General features: G+C 57.9%; 19 protein-coding genes. 15 read left to right on the forward strand and 4 right to left on the reverse strand.

Annotated elements, in window-relative coordinates; all coding sequences use genetic code 11:
* The first annotated feature begins 42 nt into the window (after positions 1-42).
* From ACR0L1_RS10805 to ACR0L1_RS10840, 8 genes are all read left to right on the forward strand, one after another.
* A complete protein-coding gene (locus ACR0L1_RS10805) occupies positions 43-729 on the forward strand; it encodes a GntR family transcriptional regulator (protein ID WP_480858773.1) in 687 nt (228 codons plus the stop codon).
* The gene (locus ACR0L1_RS10810) at positions 726-1,028 is read left to right on the forward strand and encodes a DUF1330 domain-containing protein (RefSeq protein WP_170783319.1); all 303 of its coding nucleotides are present in this window, start codon (positions 726-728) and stop codon (positions 1,026-1,028) included. Before ACR0L1_RS10805 ends, ACR0L1_RS10810 begins: the two co-directional genes overlap by 4 nt.
* A 296-nt stretch (positions 1,029-1,324) precedes the next feature.
* Positions 1,325-1,927 (forward strand): amino acid synthesis family protein, encoded by a 603-nt coding sequence (locus ACR0L1_RS10815; RefSeq protein WP_480858775.1) that lies wholly within the window; start codon positions 1,325-1,327, stop codon positions 1,925-1,927.
* Positions 1,899-2,711 carry an alpha/beta fold hydrolase gene (locus tag ACR0L1_RS10820; protein WP_170771967.1) on the forward strand — a complete coding sequence of 271 codons (813 nt, stop codon included), beginning with the start codon at positions 1,899-1,901 and terminating at the stop codon, positions 2,709-2,711. Before ACR0L1_RS10815 ends, ACR0L1_RS10820 begins: the two co-directional genes overlap by 29 nt.
* Positions 2,708-3,628 (forward strand): flavin reductase, encoded by a 921-nt coding sequence (locus tag ACR0L1_RS10825; RefSeq protein WP_170771965.1) that lies wholly within the window; start codon positions 2,708-2,710, stop codon positions 3,626-3,628. The genes ACR0L1_RS10820 and ACR0L1_RS10825 overlap by 4 nt, the downstream gene beginning before the upstream one ends.
* 4 nt (positions 3,629-3,632) lie before the next feature.
* Positions 3,633-4,670 carry an LLM class flavin-dependent oxidoreductase gene (locus ACR0L1_RS10830; RefSeq protein WP_480858778.1) on the forward strand — a complete coding sequence of 346 codons (1,038 nt, stop codon included), beginning with the start codon at positions 3,633-3,635 and terminating at the stop codon, positions 4,668-4,670.
* Between the two features lie 9 nt (positions 4,671-4,679).
* The gene (locus ACR0L1_RS10835; protein ID WP_480858780.1) at positions 4,680-6,146 is read left to right on the forward strand and encodes an aldehyde dehydrogenase; all 1,467 of its coding nucleotides are present in this window, start codon (positions 4,680-4,682) and stop codon (positions 6,144-6,146) included.
* A 208-nt stretch (positions 6,147-6,354) separates the two neighbouring features.
* Entirely contained in the window at positions 6,355-7,569 is a 1,215-nt protein-coding gene (locus ACR0L1_RS10840; protein ID WP_480858782.1) for a 4Fe-4S double cluster binding domain-containing protein, read from the forward strand.
* 22 nt (positions 7,570-7,591) lie between these two features.
* Here ACR0L1_RS10840 and ACR0L1_RS10845 read toward each other — a convergent pair whose 3' ends face one another.
* Positions 7,592-8,254: a glutathione S-transferase family protein gene (locus tag ACR0L1_RS10845; protein ID WP_170771956.1), complete on the reverse strand. Its 663-nt coding sequence runs from the start codon at positions 8,252-8,254 to the stop codon at positions 7,592-7,594.
* A 468-nt stretch (positions 8,255-8,722) separates the two neighbouring features.
* Here ACR0L1_RS10845 and ACR0L1_RS10850 point away from each other — a divergent pair, with 468 nt between their 5' ends.
* From ACR0L1_RS10850 to ACR0L1_RS10865, 4 genes are all read left to right on the forward strand, one after another.
* Positions 8,723-9,673 carry an ABC transporter substrate-binding protein gene (locus ACR0L1_RS10850; protein ID WP_170771954.1) on the forward strand — a complete coding sequence of 317 codons (951 nt, stop codon included), beginning with the start codon at positions 8,723-8,725 and terminating at the stop codon, positions 9,671-9,673.
* Between the two features lie 81 nt (positions 9,674-9,754).
* Positions 9,755-10,792, forward strand: coding sequence for a quaternary amine ABC transporter ATP-binding protein (locus tag ACR0L1_RS10855; RefSeq protein ID WP_170771952.1), 1,038 nt, complete (start codon positions 9,755-9,757; stop codon positions 10,790-10,792).
* A complete protein-coding gene (locus tag ACR0L1_RS10860; RefSeq protein WP_170771950.1) occupies positions 10,785-12,374 on the forward strand; it encodes an ABC transporter permease in 1,590 nt (529 codons plus the stop codon). Before ACR0L1_RS10855 ends, ACR0L1_RS10860 begins: the two co-directional genes overlap by 8 nt.
* 51 nt (positions 12,375-12,425) lie before the next feature.
* On the forward strand, positions 12,426-13,400 hold the full coding sequence (locus ACR0L1_RS10865; RefSeq protein WP_170789279.1) for an arginase family protein: 975 nt from the start codon (positions 12,426-12,428) through the stop codon (positions 13,398-13,400).
* On the opposite strand, the gene ACR0L1_RS10870 is transcribed toward ACR0L1_RS10865, so the two are convergent.
* Both ACR0L1_RS10870 and ACR0L1_RS10875 read right to left on the reverse strand, forming a co-directional pair.
* Positions 13,397-14,365: an agmatinase gene (locus ACR0L1_RS10870; RefSeq protein ID WP_480503876.1), complete on the reverse strand. Its 969-nt coding sequence runs from the start codon at positions 14,363-14,365 to the stop codon at positions 13,397-13,399. The genes ACR0L1_RS10865 and ACR0L1_RS10870 overlap by 4 nt on opposite strands.
* Positions 14,366-14,434: 69 nt before the next feature.
* Entirely contained in the window at positions 14,435-15,955 is a 1,521-nt protein-coding gene (locus ACR0L1_RS10875; RefSeq protein ID WP_170771944.1) for a trimethylamine methyltransferase family protein, read from the reverse strand.
* A gap of 182 nt (positions 15,956-16,137) precedes the next feature.
* Here ACR0L1_RS10875 and ACR0L1_RS10880 point away from each other — a divergent pair, with 182 nt between their 5' ends.
* Positions 16,138-18,573, forward strand: a complete 2,436-nt coding sequence (locus tag ACR0L1_RS10880) for a GcvT family protein (protein ID WP_480858785.1) — start codon at positions 16,138-16,140, stop codon at positions 18,571-18,573.
* A 90-nt stretch (positions 18,574-18,663) separates the two neighbouring features.
* A complete protein-coding gene (locus ACR0L1_RS10885) occupies positions 18,664-19,635 on the forward strand; it encodes a LysR family transcriptional regulator (protein WP_170771940.1) in 972 nt (323 codons plus the stop codon).
* On the opposite strand, the gene ACR0L1_RS10890 is transcribed toward ACR0L1_RS10885, so the two are convergent.
* On the reverse strand, positions 19,632-20,657 hold the full coding sequence (locus ACR0L1_RS10890) for a LacI family DNA-binding transcriptional regulator (RefSeq protein WP_480858788.1): 1,026 nt from the start codon (positions 20,655-20,657) through the stop codon (positions 19,632-19,634). The genes ACR0L1_RS10885 and ACR0L1_RS10890 overlap by 4 nt on opposite strands.
* A gap of 137 nt (positions 20,658-20,794) precedes the next feature.
* Here ACR0L1_RS10890 and ACR0L1_RS10895 point away from each other — a divergent pair, with 137 nt between their 5' ends.
* Complete coding sequence (locus ACR0L1_RS10895) at positions 20,795-20,980, forward strand: hypothetical protein (RefSeq protein WP_480503879.1); 186 nt, start codon at positions 20,795-20,797, stop codon at positions 20,978-20,980.
* Positions 20,981-20,991 lie beyond the last annotated feature (11 nt).

Genomic DNA, 20,991 nt, shown 5'->3' on the forward strand with positions numbered 1-20,991 from the left:
CTAACTTGTCATATTTGAGACCGGTGAATAGACATTCGGCCCATGACAACAGCCAAGCTCGCAAAAATTGATCACCAGCCCGCCACTCTGCGCGATATGGTGCAAGACAGGATGCGCGAGGCCATTGTCGAAGGTGTGTTTCAACCGGGCGAGCGGCTAGTCGAACGCCCGCTATGCGAACAGCTTGGAGTGAGCCGGACAGTCATTCGGGAAACGATCCGCTATCTTGAAGCCGAAGGGCTGGTTGAGATCTTGCCCGGTCACGGGCCTATCGTCGCCTCCATGAGCTGGGATGACGCCCGTCAGATTTATGAAATTCGTCGCCTGCTTGAAACGGCTGCGGCCGAGCAATGCGCGCGCAATATCGACGAAGACATCACCCGCAAGCTGCGGGCTGCGCTGAAGCGATTGCAAAAGGAATCCAAGGGCAAGACGCGGGGGGCTTTGTTCCGGGCAACTTCGGATTTCTACCAAGTGGTCTTTCATGGCGCAGGACATCACATTGCCTGGGAGGTCGTGCAACGTTTGAACGGTCGCATCAGCCGGCTTCGCATGTTGACACTGACCTCGGCTGACCGTACCCGACCCGGCATTTCTTATATGGAAGACATTTTTTCCGCGGTCGTTTCAGGCGATCCCGCCGCAGCGCGACTTGCCATTCAGCATCATCTGGACGAGGCGACTTCGGTCGCGGAACGTGTGTTTGCATCGCAGGATAATGGGCAATGACAGATCGGCCAAAAGGCTATTGGATCGCCAATGTCACCGTGTCAAACGCTGAGGCCTATTCCGACTATCAAGCGCTTGCACCGGAAGCCTTTGAAAAATACGGCGGCCGGTTTTTGGCACGGGGCGCGGCGGAAACGCTAGAGGGCCAAGACTGGCAACGGCGCGTCATTATCGAATTTGACAGCATTGAACAGGCTCGGGCTTGCTACAATTCGCCAGAATATCGCCTTGCACGCGAAAAACGGGCCCATGCTTGTCAGGCGGATATCGCTCTGATCGAGGGGTTGAACGGCGGCTGAGTTGCCTGGCCAAGCGCCATGAAGGCTCGAACACCTTGTATTCGCCGCAGGCGTATCGGGGCGAGTTTGGAATCAAGACGCGTCGCCGCATGGTTCAAGTCCATAAAACTCCAAACTCATCAATGTCTCGCCGTTATACTGAGCGGTATCTAACCTTATTCCGCTTTCCAAACTTCATAACCTGACTTTTCGCACGCCGCGGAGACGCCCGGCCAAGGTGTTTTCAGGATTGACATCTTGGTCGATGGTATACCATCTTACCTTATAAAACCACGACCTGCGATGGAGCCACAGCAATGCCTGCTGAAATTCGAAAAACACTGCTGCATGTCGAAGAGACGCTGATTGAAGGTGGCAAAACCGCCGAGACCCCGCTGAAGATGATCGCGGCGATTGCAGTGTTCAGGAACCCCTGGGCCGGTCAGGGCTTTGTCGAAGACCTGCGCCCTGCGATTCATGATTGCGCACCAGGGCTGGGCGAGTTGCTAACCAGGATGATCCTGGATGCATCCGGCGGCGGCGACAAGGTCGAAGGTTATGGTAAATCCGCCATCGTCGGCGTGAATGGCGAGGTCGAGCATGCCTCGGCCCTGATCCACACGCTGCGGTTCGGCAACCACTATCGTGAAGCAGTGGGCGCGAAGTCCTATCTGGCCTTCACCAACACCCGTGGCCCCGCGAGCGCGCCGCTGCAAATCCCGCTGATGGACAAGAATGACGGCGGCAGACGCAGCCACTACCTGACCATTCAGCTTTCAGTCGCCGATGCGCCCGCGCCGGATGAGATCGTAGTTGCTCTGGGGGCATCGATTGGAGGACGTCCGCATCACCGTATCGGTGACCGCTATCAGGACCTCAAGGAATTGGGCCATGACGTTGACAACCCTGCGGCTGTCTAAGCCTTTCGGGCGCGTTACCTATTGCGAGGCGGGGCGAGGTGCCCCGCTGGTCTTGATTCATGGCGTGGGCATGCAGTCGGCTGCATGGCAGCCGCAGATTGAGGCGTTCTCGACGCAATACCATGTCATGGCGCTGGATATGCCGGGACATGGTGGCAGCGACGCGTTGGGCGGCACGCCAAAGTTACCGGACTATGTGGCTTGGTTGCACGCGGTTGTCGCCGCTCTGGATTTGGGGCCGGTCTGTTTGGCCGGGCACTCGATGGGCGCTCTGATCTCGGGCGGGTATGCCGTAACTCACCCGCAGAGGGTGGCGCGTGTTGCTTTGCTGAATGGCGTTTTTCGCCGCACGCAGGCTGCCCGAGATGCAGTAACAGCCCGCGCGCTTGAGATCCGCAAGGGCAGTTTTGATCTGGAAACGCCGCTAAAACGGTGGTTCGGTGACGCCCCGGCTGAACAGGTCGCCAGCGCCAAAGTGGCTGGTTGGCTGTCTTCGGTGAACCTTAAGGGCTACGCTGATGCCTATGGGGCCTTTGCGGATGGGGATGAGGAATATGCGGACGGGTTTGCCAAAATCCCTTGCCCATTGCTGGCGCTAACCGGCGCGCTGGACCCAAATTCGACGCCTGAAATGGCGCAGGCCATGGCAGATGCAGCTCCGCTGGGGCGCGCCGCCACCATCGAAGGTGAGCGCCACATGGTCAATCTGACAGCGCCCGAACAGGTCAATGCGATACTGGCCGACTGGTTGCAGACCCCGATGGACGAAAGGGAAACCGCATGACGAGTTTTGATCCACGCGCGCTGAGGAACGCGTTTGGGGCATTCATGACCGGCGTCACGGTTGTGACGACCCATGATGAAGACGGCAACCCGCTGGGCTTTACCGCGAACTCGTTCAGCTCGGTGTCGCTGGATCCGGCACTGGTGTCGGTCTGTCTGGCCAACAGCTCGCGGAACTATGAGGCGTTTGCCAATTCCAAGGGCTTTGCCGTCAACATCCTGTCGGAATCGCAAAAGGATGTGTCCAACACCTTTGCCCGCCCGGTCGAAGATCGCTTTGCCGCCGTGGACTGGCACCCCGGTCCTGTGGGGTCGCCCGTGTTCGTTGGCGTCTCGGCCTGGTTTGACTGCTCGACTTTCAAAACGGTCGAGGCCGGGGATCACCTGATCCTGATCGGCAAGGTCGAAGCCTTTGACACCTCGACCGCACCGGGGCTGGGCTATGCCCGTGGCGCCTATGTCACCCCGGCCGCCGAAGCGGAAGCGCTGAGCCAGAGTACAAACCTGATCGTCTCGGCCCTGATCGAGCGTGAGGGCAAGGTACTGCTGATCGGAAATGATCAGGGTCGTCTGACGTTGCCCGAAACCAAGACCGGAAAGAACGGGGCCTCAGCCGCCCTGAGTCGTCTGATCGAGCAATGCGGTGTCCGCGCCGAGCCGGGGTTTATCTATTCCGTCTACGAAGACGAAGCGCGCGAACAACAGCACATCTCGTTCTTGTGCCAGGCGGTCGAGGGGGAACCCACCCAAGGCACCTTTACCGAACTGACTCAAACCACTCTGATGGACATTGCCGATGCCGCGATGTGCACCATGTTGGAGCGGTTCGCTCAGGAAAACCGCATGGGCAATTTCGGGGTCTATTTTGGCAATCAGGTCAGCGGCAAAATCCGCCCGATCTCATCTGAAAAAGAGTGACGCAATGAAGTTTTCGCTTTTTGCACATATGGAGCGCATCGATCCGAAGGATGATCAAAAACAGCTGTATGATGAGTTCGTTCAGCTGTGTCAGATCGCGGATGAAGCCGGGTTCAACTCGGTTTGGACGGGTGAACATCATGGGATGAACTTCACTATCGCCCCGAACCCCTTCATCAATCTGGTGGACCTGGCCAACAAGACCAAGAATGTGCGTCTGGGCACGGGCACAATTATCGCACCCTTCTGGCATCCGATCCGTCTGGCCGGTGAGGCCGCGATGACCGATCTGATCACCGATGGCCGGCTGGAACTGGGCATCGCGCGCGGGGCTTACTCGTTCGAATATGAACGCATGATGCCCGGTATGGACGCGTGGGAGGCTGGCCTGCGCATGCGCGAACAGGTTCCGGCGATCAAAAAGCTCTGGGCCGGGGACTATGCGCATGACGGCGAATTCTGGCAGTTTCCGAAAACCACCTCTGCCCCGCAGCCGGTGCAGAAAGACGGTCCGCCGATCTGGATCGCCGCGCGCGACCCCAACAGCCATGAATTCGCCGTGTCAAACGGTTGCAATGTGCAGGTGACGCCGCTGTGGAATGGAGACCCCGAGATTGAATCACTGATGGGCAAGTTCAACGACGCCTGCGCCAAATTCCCTGATCAGCCGCGCCCCAGCATCATGCTGCTGCTGCACACCTACGTTGCCAGCGACGCGGACGATGCGAAACAGGCCGCAGTCGAGTTAAACCGGTTCTACAACTATTTCGGCGCCTGGTTCATGAACAAGCGCGAGATTAATCAGGGTCTGATCGATCCGCTGTCAGACGACGACATCGCCGCACATCCGTTCTATACGCGGGAAGCGATTCAGCGCGATTTGGCCATCGGAACCGCCGAAGAGCTGGTGGAACGGCTGAAGAAATACGAGGCCCTAGGATATGACGAGTATTCTTTCTGGATCGACAGCTCAATGCCGTTCGAGCGCAAGAAAGCCTCGCTTGAACGGTTCATCTCGGATGTGATGCCAGCCTTTCAGTAAGGACAGAATATGCAACAGTTTCAGCAGTATATCGACGGTGCTTTCTCGGACGGAGCCGCACAGTTCGAAAGCAAGGACCCGGCAACCGGCCAGCCCTGGGCCTTGATGCCCGAGGCCCGCGCCGAAGATGTGAACCGGGCCGTTAATGCTGCTGAGCGGGCATTTTTGGATCCCGAATGGACCAATATGACTGCAACGCAGCGGGGCAAGCTTTTGCTGCGTTTGTCGGATTTGATCGCGGAAAATGCACCGCGTCTGGCCGAGTTTGAGACCCGCGATACCGGTAAGATCATCCGCGAGACGTCCGCCCAGATCGCCTATGTGGCCGAATACTACCGCTACTACGCCGGTCTGGCTGACAAGATCGAAGGGGCTTTTCTGCCCATCGACAAGCCCGACATGCAGGTCTGGTTGCGGCGTGAGCCTGTGGGCGTCGTGGCGGCGGTGGTTCCCTGGAACTCGCAACTGTTCCTGTCGGCGGTCAAGATCGGCCCGGCTTTGGCCGCGGGGTGCACGGTCGTGCTGAAAGCCAGCGAGGAAGGCCCCGCGCCGATGCTGGAATTTGCTCGAATCTTCGATCAGGCGGGTTTTCCCAAGGGCGTTCTGAACATCATCACCGGATTCGGGCCTGATTGCGGATCGGTCCTGACCAGCCATCCGAAAGTGGCCCATGTGGCCTTTACAGGCGGCCCCGAAACCGCGCGCCATATCGTGCGCAATACTGCCAACAATCTGGCCTCAACCTCGCTGGAACTGGGCGGAAAATCTCCGTTCATCGTGTTTGAAGATGCCGATCTCGACAGCGCCGTGAATGCGCAGGTGTCGGGGATTTTCGCGGCCACCGGGCAAAGCTGCGTGGCCGGATCACGCCTTGTGATCCAACGTTCGATCAAGGACGAATTTCTGGCACGCTTGAAAGAAAAGGCCGGAAATGTGGTGATCGGATCACCTCAGGACATGGCGACCGAGGTTGGACCGCTGTGCACCCTGCGTCAGCGCGACCGTGCTCTTGACCTGATTGACCGGTCCGTTGCGCAGGGCGCGCGACTAGTCATTGGCGGGCAGGTGCCCGAGGGTGCGGGGTATTTCTTCCCCCCGACCATTCTGGATTGCACCGACGCGCCCGATGCGCCCTGCGTGACCAATGAATTCTTTGGCCCTGTTCTGTCGGTCCTCAGTTTTGAGACCGAGGCCGAGGCGCTGGCCATCGCCAATGACACGCAGTTCGGTCTAGCCTCGGGCCTGTTCACCCGCGACCTGACCCGCGCGCACCGCATGATGCGGGGCATTCGTGCGGGCATCGTCTGGGTAAACACTTATCGCGCCGTCAGCCCGATTGCGCCGTTTGGTGGCTTTGGCTTGTCAGGGCACGGGCGCGAGGGAGGCGTTGAGGCAGCGCTTGAATACACCAAAACCAAAGCAGTGTGGCTGCGCACCAGCGATGACCCGATCCCGGACCCGTTTGTGATGCGGTAGCTGCGGCAATTCGCGTGCCCGACAGCTGCGAGTTTGTGCATAAAACCATGAAAAGCCTGACCAGGACGACAAAGAGGTGCCAGCCTTAACGCTGTTGAAAATTCCTCATTGGGATTGAATGCTTTTTGAGGGGCGTTCACAGTAAACCCTGATTGGAATGTTGGACTTCAAACCCAACGGCACAACCAAGCAGAATTGGAGCGTCAGCATGGCTTGGCCCAGCAACCACAGGACAACCGAAGAGGATCGCCAGCGATGGCGTGACACATACGCCGATAGCGACGCTGCCGCAGGTATCGTAACCACGGAAGATTTCGAGCCCTTCAAACAGCGCAACGATATGTTCACCCGCGCATTCTGGGACGATACGGTGCGGTCGAAACATACGGATGGCTTCTTCCAAAGCTACCGAATGAAGGCGAACTATCGCAACGGTGACGGGTTTCGGCAAAAGGATTTTGCCCTTCGCAATGCCAGTTGGCTTATCTCCGATATCATCAGCAATCGCTCGGCTGATCAGGGGCGGCGTGAAGGCTTTCAGGCACCGATCTCGGAAGACACGCCCGTCGCCGAAACCAAGGTTGAGATCGATAATCCAATGGCCATGGCGGCAGAGATCAAGCGTATCGCCCGGTTCTTTGGCGCTGATCTGGTTGGGCTTACCGATTTCGATGACCGTTGGATCTATTCCAGTCGCGTTGACACGCGGGATTTCTCGGACGCCAAAAATACGCTGCCCGAGGGGCTGACCAGCGTGATCGTATTGGGCCACAAAATGGATCAGGAACTGGTGGCAACCTATCCTTCGGCTTTGGCCGGAGCAGCCACTGGGCGCGAATACAGCCACGAGGCCGCAATCGTCATACAGTTGGCTGCCTATATCCGGAACTTGGGATATCAGGCGGTACCCTCAATGAATGATACCGGGCTGGTTATTCCCTTTGCTATCAAAGCCGGGCTGGGCGAATACGCCCGCAATCAAATGGTCATCACCCCGGAATTTGGCCCTCGGTTGCGGTTCTCCAAGATTTTCACCAACCTGCCTTTGAGTCATGACGCTCCGCGCCCGCTGGGGGTTCGGGCGTTTTGCGACATTTGCACCGAATGCGCAGATGCCTGTCCGGCAAAGGCCCTGCCCTATGGCCCACCCGAAGTCAGCGCGGCATCCGAGGCATCAGCCATCCAAGGTGTGCGCAAATGGACATCGGACGCCAAAGCCTGTTTCCAGTATTGGGCCAAACTGCAAAGCGATTGCGCGATTTGTATGCGCGTCTGCCCATTCAATCGCGACTTTGACAAATTGACCGACCGGCTTTGGCGAAAACTTGCACTTGGCCGCTGGCGCAAACTGGCCTTGTGGCTGGACAAACGCAGCAACCGAGCCAAACGCCTGAAGCCCAAGGATTGGTGGGACGGCGCATGACGGCAACGCGGTTTGCGCAATCTTATCGCCAGTGAGGTGGATAGGCCGCTTCGTACCCAGGAATAGCCTCTATTCGCCGCGCCCAGTCAGCAAGGTTCGGATAGTGTTCGTCCAGGGGCAGCACCTGAAGATCCAGCCCATCAGCGCCATCATAGTTAGCCCCGCGCAAAAGCTGCATCACGGCCGGAAAGACGATTAAATCGGCGGCCGAAATATCAGACCCGCAGACGAAATGCCGATTGGCAAGGTTCGCCTCCAGAGCTGACAGTTCCTGATACACAGGCTCGATTGCCGTCATGATCTCGTCTGCCTTTTCCGCTGAACGTTTGCGGAAAATTGGCCGGACCAAATTGCCAATCGGCGCTCTGAGGCGATCTCCGGCTTCACAGACGGTCTGCCATATTTCCGCAGTCTGCACCTTGTCGGTTCCGAACAGTGGCGGCTCTGGATAGGCCGCATCCAGATAGGCCAAAATCGCGTTGGTCTCTCGCACCGTTACGTCGCCATCCACAAGCACGGGAACATTTCCACGGGGATTGATCGCTAGAAACTCCGCACTCTTCTGCTCACCTGCCGAGTTGCTCAGGCGTCGCGCGTCGTAAGACAATCCTTTGACAGCCAGAGCGAGCATAACGCTCCAACAAGGCGGGCTTCCGCTTATGAAATAGCACGCGCGATCTGTCATGATGTCCTCCGATACGTATGGCTAACCCGCCGCGGAGCATCTTGGCAATATGTCTGGCGATCAACGGTTTGTGGGCTTTAAAACATACCTTTGGGCAATAACACGGATAGCCGGGAGCGGAGTATCAAGCTGGGATTCGAGCAACGCAAGCCGTAAGAGAACGTCGCGAAGTTGCGTTAAAAAAGGCCTTATTCCACATATTGCCCTATCATTTCTGCATCCAAAGTAGAACCAAATTCGCAAAATTCCGAATCTAATTTATGATAATTTCGGATACGCCAGTTTGTCGTCTCTGACACTTGATGGGCGGCACACCGGCGTGTTTCAATTTTCTGGCCACCCGGCGCAGATGGCCTTTGGCCGCAAACCAAGGAAAGGTCAGCTTTCCCAAAAACCTAAAAGGGCGAAACGACCCTGCTAATACTCATAACAACACCAACAGAAAAACGACCAACGTGGAGAAATCAGATGAAGAAACTTACAACGCTTTTGGGGGGCGCATCCGTGGTGATCGCCGGACCGGCAATGGCCGCAGATATTGTTATCGGCGTTCCAAACTGGGCGTCAGTCAATGCCACAGCCCATATCCTTGAGGTTGTTATCGAAGAAAACCTCGGTCTGGATGTTGAACTGCAAAACGGCACCAACCCTATCGTATTTGAGGCGATGGACAGCGGATCGATGCACGTCCATCCCGAAGTCTGGATGCCGAACCAGCAAAACCTGCACGACACCTATGTCAAAGACAATGGAACCGTCGTGATGAACCAGAACCCCGTGCAGGCTGAACAGGGCATGTGTGTGCCCACCGCCACCGCCGAAAAATATGACATCAAGTCCATCGACGACCTCAGTGATCCGGACAAGATGGCCATCTTTGACACGGATGGAAACGGAACCCCCGAGGTGTGGATCGGTGCGCCGGGCTGGGCTTCGACCGTGGTCGAGAAAATCCGGGCCAAGTCTTATGGCTATGACCAGATTTTCGATCTGACCGAATATGAAGAAACCATCGCTTATGCCAATCTGGCAAACGCGGCGAAGGCAGGCGATCCGTGGATCGGGTTCTGCTACAGCCCGCACTATATCTTTGTCACGCAGGATCTGACTGTTCTGGAAGAGCCCGCGCATGATCCGGCAACCTGGACCATCGTGCAGCCGACAGACGACCCGGATTGGCTGGAAAAATCCGAGGCATCCTCGGCCTGGAACGGGGCCACTCTGCATCTGCACTATGCCAAAGAGCTGGAAGAGAACTTCCCTGAGGTGGCAGCTCTATTCAACAATTATCAGATGAGTGGCGATGACCTGAGCGCGATGGGCAAGGCACTGGCCGTTGACAATATCGAAGCCGCAGAATTTGCCCGTCAGTGGGTAAACGACAACGAAGACACCGTCATCGGGTGGCTGACAAACTAAGTCGCAGATATCCGGGCCGCCGAGATCTTCCCGGCGGCCCTTTGCATATCTGCGGGCGAAACTTCGCCGCACGAGGGACATATGGACGAACCTGTCGTAAAACTAGAAAATGTCTGGAAAATATTCGGCGCGCGCGCCGAGGAAGCCATGGCTGCCGTTAGGGCGGAAGGAATTGGAAAACCCGAAGTTCTGGAAAGATTTAATTGCGTGGTCGGCGTCCAAGGTGCGACGTTCGAAGTCCCCAGAGGAGAGATTTTCTGCATTATGGGCCTGTCCGGCTCGGGTAAGTCGACGCTGGTGCGCCATGTCAATCGGCTGATAGAGCCGACCGCCGGAAAGATCGAAATTCTAGGGCAGGACGTTTCGAAGATTTCCGAGTCCGAGCTGCGCCGTATCAGGGCACAGCAGATCGGAATGGTGTTCCAGCACATGGCGCTGATGCCGCATAGGTCCGTGCGCGATAACGTCGCCTACCCGCTTGAGATCAGAAAAATATCTAAATCCAAACGCTGGGCAGTATCGGACCATGCGCTCGGCCTTGTGAACCTCACCGGTTACGAGGATCGTTTGCCCAAAGAGCTGTCTGGCGGGATGCAACAGCGGGTGGGTATTGCCCGGGCGTTAGCCTCGGACCCCGAGATCCTGCTGATGGATGAACCCTTCTCGGCGCTGGATCCATTGATCCGGCTACAATTGCAAGACCAGTTCAAGGCGCTTGTGGCGCAGTTGCAAAAGACCACCCTGTTCATCACCCACGATCTGGACGAAGCCATCCGCATCGGCCACCGGATTGCGATCATGAAGGATGGTGTGATCGTTCAGATCGGCACTCCGGAAGACATCGTGATGAACCCCGCCGACGATTATGTGCGTGAGTTCGTTCAGGGCATTTCGAAACTCAAATTGGTCAAGGCGCACTCGATCATGGAGCCGATCGACAGCTATGCCGGGCCACTTGATGGCGCCCCGCGCGCGGATGAAGGCTCGGATCTGGATCAGTTGATTGATCTGGCAGTGGGAACTGATTTGCCCGTCGTCATCACGGATGCGGGCAATGACATCGGTGTCGTGACCAAGCCGCGCCTGCTGCGCGGCATTCAGGGGGGCAAAAATGACTGATGCAACCGCCGAGGTAAAAGTAACAGCAGCCTCCGACATCGAAGTCGACCGCGAAGCTTTGGACAAGTCCATTCAGGAATTTGCCGGCCCGAACGGAGATTATTATGTAAACGCGTTCCACAAAATTCACGACGCGACCAGCGCAATGCCCAATACCTTCAACAAATGGGCGGCAGCGCTGGGTCCGCTCTGGTCAGCCTCCCGCGCGATCTGGGGGATGTTCTGGGCGTTTTTGATCCTTGAGATCATCGCATGGGTCCAGATCGGGCGCGGCGCATGGGGCAATCCGGGGGCCGAGTTTTCGGACCGGGCAGCCGGACAGTTGGACCGTGCCGCCGAGTTGTTGGAACGCGCAGCAAACGCAACCGAGCAGTCGGATATCGATCGGTTCACGCGTTTGGCTGAAAACATCCAGAAGGCAGCAGATACCAGTCTGGAACGGGCGGCAGCTGCTCAGGCCGAAGCGACGGGAATCCTGCTCACCGGTCTGGTCATGCTCGTTGTATTCAAGCTGATACAGGGCCTTTACGCTGATCGCATCTATGAAAAACAGTATTCCAGATGGCGCATTGATCCCGACAGTACGGAAAGCGGCCGGTCCACGCGCAACACAGTTCTGGGCGCAGTGCTTGTAGCAGCGATCGCGCCGCTGATCGTCTATAAGTTCACGGTCAATGCGTCGATTGCGATGCTGGACGCATTCCCGGAAAAAGAGGTCTCGGCACTGTTTTTGGGTGAAGATGGCGGCACGTTGTTCTCAAGCCTTGCCAGTTGGATGGAGGCCAAGATCGACGCCGCAGCCCTTGCGGGCGGGGATGTGTTCGACGGGATTGTTGCCGGGGTACGCTCTGTCCTGGATGCGCTGACGGTGGCGTTGATCGGATCGCCGTGGCCGGTGGTGATGTTAGTGATCTGCGTCACCGCGTGGCGTGCGGCGGGGCCGCGCGTGGCGATCTTTACTGCCGCGTCTTTGGCTTACATCGCACTTCTGGGTTACTGGGATGTCGCGATGGAGACTGTGGCCCTGGTTGGTGCTGCCGTGTTGCTTTGCGTGGTAATCGGCATTCCGTTGGGTATCTGGTTTGGCAAATCAGCACGGGCCTACCGTGCGGCTGAACCGGTGCTGGACCTGATGCAAACGCTGCCCGCATTCGTCTATTTGATACCAATCATCGCCTTCTTTGGCACTGGCAATCCGCCGGGCATTCTGGCCACGATCATCTTTGGCATGCCGCCGGTGATCCGCCTAACGGCGCTGGGGATGCGAGGCGTGCCCGACAGCATCAAAGAGGCTGCCGTGGCCTTCGGTGCCTCGAAATGGCAGTTGCTCAAGGATGTTGAGATTCCGCTGGCGCTGCCCTCGATCATGACCGGGGTGAACCAGACCATCCTGATGTGCCTGTCGATGGTGGTGATCATTTCGCTGATTGGCGGCGGCGGTCTGGGCAAGGAAATCCTTGAGGCGCTGCAATATGCGGCCAAGGGTCCGGGTCTGCTGGGCGGCTTTGCCATCCTGTTCTGTGCCATGGTCATCGACCGGATCGTGCAGGGGGCCTTCCGGCGAGAAGACGAGAAAATCTAAACACAAAGCGCCCCCGCCAGCCGGGGGCGTTTTCCTTTTAAGGGGACGCAGATGACCGACCGCTATGAACAGTCGATGATGGATAACCTCTATTGGTGGGGCGTACCGACCCTGTTTCGCTGTCCCAATACAGGGGCCGAGGGTCAGGACATCGCCTTGGTCGGCGTCCCCCATTCCACCGGCAACGGCACGACTGAGCGGGATCAGCACCTTGGTCCCCGCGCGTTGCGCCATGTCTCGGCCGTGCAACGCCGGGTGCATTCGCTATTCGAAATTGACCCGTGGAGCAGCGCAAAGATCGCAGATGTGGGCGACGTGCCCTTTCCGCGCGCGAATGACAACGAGGACTGCATCGAGCGTATCACGGCATTTTTCAAGGACATCGACGCAGCAGGCGCGCGGCCCGTATCAGTGGGCGGAGACCACTCGATCACCGGCGGCATCGTGCAGGCGCTGGGGCGTGGTCAACTGGCTAAAGGTGAGCCGATCAGCTTCCTGCATCTGGACGCACATACGGATGTATTTACCAAGGTCGATCACTTTTTGGGCGCAAAGAAATCGGCCGCCCATTGGGGCGCTTACCTGGCCGATCAGGGGCAAGTTGATCCAACGCGGTCTATGCAGATCGGTCTGCGAGGTCACCCGCGCAGTCTAGACTGGCTGCAACCGTCTTATGACTATGGCTACAACATCGTCACCATGCGCGAATTCCGCCAGCGCGGGCTGGAGGACGTGGTGGCGCAGACGCGCGAAGTGTTGGGCGACCGTCCGGTCTATATCACCTTCGATCTGGATTGCCTCGACCCGACCGTCGCGCCCGCGGTGTCCAATCTGGAACCCGGCGAGAAGGGCTTCGACATTGACGAAGCCGTGGGGATTTTGCGGGCCGCGCGCGGGCTGAATATCGTCGGCGGAGACGTCGTCTGCATGATGCCCACCAAGGACAGCCCCAACAACATCACTGCTTTAACGGCAGCGGCAGTGATGTTCGAAATGATCTCGATGATCGCCGAAAATGTCCGCTAGCGGCGGGCGTCCACGGCTTGCGACAGAACACAGAGCAGTTCGAACATCAATGATATCCCCAGCCACGCGGTGCTGCCCGAAGCGTCGAAGGGTGGAGAAACTTCAACCAAATCGGCCCCTACGAGGTTGATCCCAGACATTTCCCGAATAACCTGCTGGGCCTGAAAGCTGTTTGGGCCGCCGATCTCGGGCGTTCCGGTGCCGGGGGCAAAGGTGGGGTCGACGAAGTCGATGTCATAGGTGCAATAGGTCGGCGCATCACCGACAATACTGCGCACCTCGGCCATCACATCGCCGATGCCGCGGTCGAACAGTTCTTCGATACGGATGATGCGGATACCCTGCTCCTCTCCCCACTCGATATCCTCGGTGTTATAGGCGGTGCCACGAACGCCGATCTGGACAAAGCGTTTGGGGTCCACCAACCCTTCTTCAACCGCGCGCCGGAAGGGGGTGCCATGGGTGAACTTGTGTCCACCGAAATAGGTGTCGAACAGGTCCGTGTGGCTGTCAAACTGGACAAGACCCAGCGGACCGGAACTAGCCAGCGCGCGCAGCACCGGCAGAGTGGTCAAGTGATCGCCCCCGGCCGTCAACGGAGTAATGCCGCGCGCGTGCAAGTCGGCGTAAAACATCGTGACGCGGTTCAGCGTATCCTCAATATCCACTGGGTTTGGCGCGACATCCCCAAGATCAGCACAATTGACCAACGAGAATGGCGCAACACCTGTCACCGGGTTCATTGCGCGGATCATCGTCGAATAGTCGCGCAACTGACGCGGCCCATGCCGTGCACCGGGGCGGTTGGTAGTGCCGCCATCCCAGGGGATGCCAATCAGGCCCAGTTCGACCTCGGCGATGCGTTCGTGATCCAACGTCATGCCCGGCAAGCGCATGAACGTCGGAATCCCTGCAAACCGGGCCAGATCCATCGCCGAAACCGGCTGAAAAAAAGAGTTGGTCATGTGGTGCCTCTACCCTGTCATACTGCGACCCTAGCCGCTGACATCAGACTTGGGAATGGCCGGAACGGTTCAGATCAGAATATCAAAGCGCCCTCGGATTTCGGCGTCTTGCTGAGGTGTGAGATATTCAGGATGATGGGTATCCAATATGCCTTTGGCCTTTTCCCGCGCAGCAGCCCAGGCGTCTGTTGCGCCTTCTTCTTGCCAGGTGCGGGGTTCATTCCGGTCGGCCAGCGACGGATAGAAATAATCGCGCTCCATCGCTGCATAAGTCTCGGCGCTGCCCAGAAAATGGCCGTCCCCAAGCACAGATTGGCATATCGCCTCGAAACCCAGATTTTCTTCGGTTACTTCGATTCCGCGTAAAGCCCTGTATGTGTGGGAATGCATTTCATCATCCAGTACAAAACCCTCGAAGCTGGCCCCCAGCAGGGATGCCGTCATGCCCGAACTTTCATAGATCAAGTTCCCTCCCGCCAAAGCGGCGGCCAAAGACGTCATCGCTTTTTCAACACCGTATTGCGCGTCAATGGCCTTGGCGTCGGTCATTGACGCCGCCACCCCGGATGGCAAGCCTAGCCAGTTGGTGATTTGCGCGGAAGCAGCATTCAAAATCGCCGTCTCGCCACTGCCCCCGGCAAACGCTCCGGTGCGCAGATCTACGACAAAGGGCCAGTTCGAGAACACCATCGGAAAACCGGGACGGATTGTATTGACCATCACCAGACTAGCCAATGTTTCGGCCAGTGACTGGGCCAGAAACCCTGCAAGCGTTGCCGGTGCCGTTGCCCCCGCTTGGGCGGCTGTAATACAGGACATCGGGATGTTATGGGCGACGCACTCATAGACTACGTCCACCGCATCCTCGCCGTAGCGCAGCGGTGAGATCACCGGACTGATATGGGCCTTCAGAAAAGGCCGTTTGGAAAATTCGCCTGGCCCACCAGCCGCAATGTCCAGCATTTGAACAATAGGAGCTACGTTTTCGGCCAGTGTGAAAGAGGTCGCCACAGGTTTAGTCGTGTTGCGCAGCAGCGCATAGGCCGTGTTGATGTCCAGATCGCGCATGTCTGGCACATCCGTGGCCACGCAACAGCGCGTAAACCAGCTGACATTGGAAAGCATGTCTTGCAGACGCGTAAAGTCATGCAGATCGGCCAGGGTTGATGGGCGATACAACCCGGTCTCCAAATCCAGCGTCTGGACGGCTGCGCCACCAGTGCCGAAATACACGCTATCACCGCCTACTTCGATCGACCGCACCTTGTCGCGGCCATGAAAGGTAAATGTCTTGGCGGCCGTCTGAATCGACCGCTGCACCATGGCGCGTGGAAAGACCAGCCTCTCTCGATCTCTCGGCTGGGCACCGGCTGCACGCAAATCCGCGGCAAGACGGTCGGGCACATTGCCCATGCCAAGCGTCTCCAGAAGACGCAAAGCTGTCTCAAAGATCTGGTCCAATTCTATCGGAGACAGAGGTTTGAACGCCCCGCCCCTCTGGCCGGGTGGACAGGGGTCGATAACCGGCCTGGCCGCGCGCTGCGCGTGCCGGGCTTTTCGACCGCTTCGCTTACCGCTTTCTGCTGGCATCGTACCTCTTACTGCCTATCTTTCGGCCAGCCTAATCGGCAATCACAGCCATTCGCAAAAGCGAACTGCGAATATCAATATCCTCAATCGCCGTTTCGATTTTTCCACACTGACAACACCTCTGTTGTCGCGCTGCTTCGTTCTTACGCAAAACTGGCTTTGTACCAAAAGGAGCATTGCCGATGAAGTCTCGCACCAAAGCTGTTGTGATCGGCGGCGGGATCGCCGGGTGTTCAACACTTTACCATTTGACACAGGAAGGATGGACCGACGTTGTTCTGGTCGAACGGAATGAGCTGACATCAGGCACGACATGGCATTCGGCTGCCCAGGTGACGAACTTTGGCATGAACCAGACGATGGTAGGGCTTAAGTCACACTCGATCCGGCTGTACAAGGAGTTGGCCGAAGACCCCGACTATCCGATCAACTACCACCACGGCGATGGCGGCATCCGTTTGGCCAATACCGAGGCGCAGATGCAGGGTTATCGCCACTTTGCCTCGATGGCGCGCGGGATGGATGTGCATTTTGAGGTGATCGATGCGCAGGAATGCGCGCGGCGGCATCCGCTGATCTCGACCGAAAACCTGATCGGCGGACTTTGGGACCCGCTTGATGGCGATATCGACCCGGCGCAGCTGTGTCAGGCCTTGGCCCGTCGCGCCCGAAAAGCAGGGGCCGAGGTCTATCGCAACACACCGGTCACGGCCCTGACCCAGCACAGCGACGACACGTGGACCGTGCACACAGAACATGGCGACATTGACTGCGATGTTGTGGTCAATGCCTGCGGATACCGCGTGAATGAGGTCGGTGCGATGATGGGGGTGCATCATCCCGTCGCCTCGATGGAGCATCAGTATTTTCTGACCGAAGAGATCCCCGCCATCCGTGATGCGGGGCACCGCATGCCCCTGCTGCGCTGTCCGATCAGCGACTATTATTGTCGGCAGGAAAAGAACGGGCTGTTGCTGGGGTTCTATGAACAAAACTGCAAGACGTGGGGCATGGACGGGATCGACCCGAATTTCGTCAATGCGCTCTGCCCCGATGATCTGGACCGGGTGACCGATGTGTTGGAGGGCGCTTTTGCCCGCATGCCAGCCCTGATGGAGGCTGGGGTTCACACCGTGGTCAACGGCCCGATCACCTATACCATCGACGGCGCGCCTCTGGTCGGGCCGATCCCCGGCAAGCGCAACGCATTCTGCATCATCGGCCTGCGGGCAGGTCTGGGCGAAGGCGGCGGCCACGGTTGGCTGTTGGCGCAGCAGATCGTGCATGGTGAGGCATGCTATGACACATGGTGCCTCGATCCGCGCCGGTTTACCGGGCATGCGAATGTGGAACTGACCGCTCTGAAAGCCATTGAAGACTACCAGAATGAGTTTCGCTTTCACTTCCCCCACGAACACCGCCCCGCCGGACGACCGGCGAAGACGACGCCATTGACACCGGTGCTAGCGGCCGAAGGGGCTGAGTTCACGGTGATCAACGGATGGGAAAGGGTGGACTATATCAAGCCATCTCCTGAATTCACCCACGCCCTCAGTTTCGATTTTGACGAAACCTTTGATCTGGTCGCCGCCGAGGTTGCCAGCGTGCAGGCCGGCGTCGGGCTGGCCGAGGTTAACGGTTTCAACCGAATTGAGATCACCGGCGCTGACCGGCACAATTTCCTGGATCGGATGCTATGCGGCACTGTCACGCGGAAGACTGGCCGGGTCGGTTTGGGCTATCTTCTGAACCACCATGGCATGATCAAGGCCGAGGCCACAGTTGCCAACCTGCCCGCCAGTGACCGCGGGCCCGAGAGGGTCTGGTACGGGTCAGCAGCGGCCAGTGAGTTCCATGACATGGATTGGCTGACCCGCCATATCCGGGCCGATGAAGACGTGCAGCTGCGAAGCCTGACCAATGACCAGACTATTCTGATCCTTGCAGGCCCTAAGTCGCGCGATGTTCTGTCGACCTGCGCGCGGGGCGACTGGTCAGCGCAGGCCTTCCCGTGGCTCAGCCTGCGCGAATGTTATGTCGGGTTCGCCCCGGCCACCGTGATGGCGGTTAGCTTTTCCGGTGAACTGGCCTATGAAATTCACGTCCCTAACGCTTCGCTCTATGCAGCCTATCTGGCGCTACGGCAGGCGGGTGAAGCGCACGGGCTGAACCTGTTTGGCGCCCGCGCGGTTGAATCCATGCGGATGGAGAAAAGCTTTCTGCATTGGAAGGCCGATCTGATCACAGAGTTCGATCCTTTTGAAACCGGTCTGGAGCGCTTTGTGAAACTGGACAAAAGCGACTTCATCGGCCGTGATGCACTGCTGAAACAACAATCTAACGGCCCGCGCAAAAAATTAGTCGCCTTGCAGCTTCAGGCTACTGACCGGCCTGCGCATCCGGGCGCGTCACTGATACAAGACGGTCAGGTCGTCGGCACTGTCACTTCGGGCGCATGGGGGCATCGGGTTGGCCTGAACCTCGCACATGCGTTTGTGAACCCAGCGCTAGCCGAGGTCGGAACCGAGATCGATCTGGATTCCTGCGGACAGATCGTGCGCGCCACGATCATTCCGCCATCCCCATACGATCCGGGGTTTGACCGGGTGAAGGCCTGATTTCATCCTCTCTGGCGAATTTCCCGTTGCCGTGGGTCGAAAACTTTGCTTGGCTTTGTTTCGAGGAAATCGAAACAACGGGTATTACACGTGTCCAAAGCTCTAAGCCTGCGCTGGTTGGAAGTGTTCCGTCTGGTCGCCAAGTCGGGGTCGATCCAACAGGCTGCGTCCGAGACCGGCTTGTCGATCAGCACTGTCTCCAACCACCTGCGCAGCCTTGAAGCCGCACTGGGGGTTGAGCTGGTCGACCATGGTCGGCGACCAATGGGCCTGACCCCAGCTGGTGAGGTCTTTGCCCGCTATGTGCGCGACGGACTGACCGTGCTGAAACGGGGTGAAGCCGAAATTCGATCCGGTAACTGGAAACACGCAACCGATCTGCGCCTAGCTCTGATTGACGATTTCGACAATCAGATCGCGCCGGATTTGTTCCGCTTTCTGGCGCAGGCGCTACCTCGTTGCAGTTTTCGCCACTACACTCGCCCCAGTCACGAGATTCTCGCTAACCTTCAGGAACACAAATTGGACGCCGGGGTGGCCACGCGGCCGTCGGAACGGACCGAGGGGCTGATCGAATACCCTCTGATGCGCGATCCATTCATCGTGATTTTACCAATGTCCTATCAGGGTGCGCCCGAAAACCTGCTGAAGCCGGACGCGGAATTGCCCCTGCTGCGCTATTCTCGGGACTACATGATCGGCAAGCAGATCGAGATTCAGCTAACCCGCAGCAAATACAACCTGCCCAACCGGTTCGAGATGGAGTGTAATCATTCAATCATCGGGCTGGTCGCCGAAGGCAGCGGCTGGGCAATCACGACGGCCGCATGTTTTCACCGGGCTCAACGGTTCCATGACAGCGTAAAAGCGCTTCCGTTTCCGGGTCGGAACTTTGTGCGGACGGTCTCACTGTTCACGACGGAAGTGTACCCTGAAACAACTTCGAAACTGATCCAGAAGGTCATGACTCAACTGATCCGCCAACACTTTACCGAGCCGATGGCGGGAAGCCATGGCTGGCTAAAGAACGACTTCCGGACGATGGAAGGCGAGGCAGCCTAGCCTTTCGCCGGTGGGCCCAACGACTGACGTTCGACAATATGCGTATCCAGCCTTGATCCGGTTCCGTCCGACTGTTGTTCCAACTTCGAAACCAGTTCCATAGCCGCCCTGCGCCCCATCTCCCGATGCGGGACGTGAACGGTCGTCAAAGCCGGTGAGACGATGCGGGCCAGTTCAATGTCATCGAACCCGGTGATGGACACATCGCGCGGCACGTTCAAACCCATTTCCCGGGCCCGATGCAGGGCACCAACAGCCAGAACATCGTTTCCACATAGTACTGCGGTGGGCCGAACGCTCTGCGACATCAACCTATCGAACGCCGCGGCGCCATTTTCGATTTCATAAGATGTTTCAATGATCGTCAGGTCCGAATGTGAAATACCATGCCGGGTTGCCGCCTGTTCTATTCCTTCGATCCGAAGTCGCGCCCGGTCATTGCCGGACCGAATGCCCGAAATCACGCCAATCCGCCTGTGACCCAGACCGATCACCCGGTCGGCCAGTTCGGCCATGGCGGCGCGGTTGTCAAATCCAACCGACGGCAATTGTGCGTCCGGCAGAAAAGACCACGCAATCAGGGCCGGGATTTTGCGTCGCTCCAGCTCTGTGTAAATCTGCGGCGCACGATCATGCCCGATCAACAACAACGCATCCGCCCCCCGCGCGATAAGGGTGCGGATCTGCTCCTCTTCAATTTCGGGTTTGTAGGCCGAGCTTGAGACCAGCAGTGTATAGCCATGTGTGTGCAGCTCTTCCTGAAAGGCCTGCAGACCCCGCGCAAAAATCGCGTTCTCCATCGTCGGAATGATGGCCCCGACGGTCAGGCTGCGCTTCGCTGCCATGACCCTTGCCGCAAAGTTAGGCATGTAACCCAGCGCATCAACGGCCGATTGCACCCGTTCGCGCGTCGCCTTGACCACCCGGTCGGGGGTATTGAGACAGCGCGAAACGGTTGCGGTCGAAACTCCGGCCATTTTGGCGACATCGTCCAGTGTCGGTGCCGTTCGAAGTTTTGACATTCCCAATCCTGCCATTTGTCTTTGCCAATAAGTCTAGACGCAACGGCCGCCGTAGGAAAGCAATTATGTAAGCGCTTGCAATTTACATGTAAGCGCTTACAAATGATGTTGAACCGAATCTCGAGAAAGCCCAAGACATGTTCCTGACCGCATCCGTTATCGTCTTCGTGATCTACTTTGCGAACGTCGCAATGGGCGCTTTTGCGGGTGGCGCATTTCTCGGCGACGTCGGAGAGATGTTGGTTCTGTTCGCGGCGTCGATCCTGTTCGTTGTCGCAATTCTGAAAAAGGAGGCTGATCGCAACGCAGAACGCGACGGCTGACTTTTTTGCTT

It is taken from the genome of Ruegeria sp. J8 (assembly GCF_056531925.1).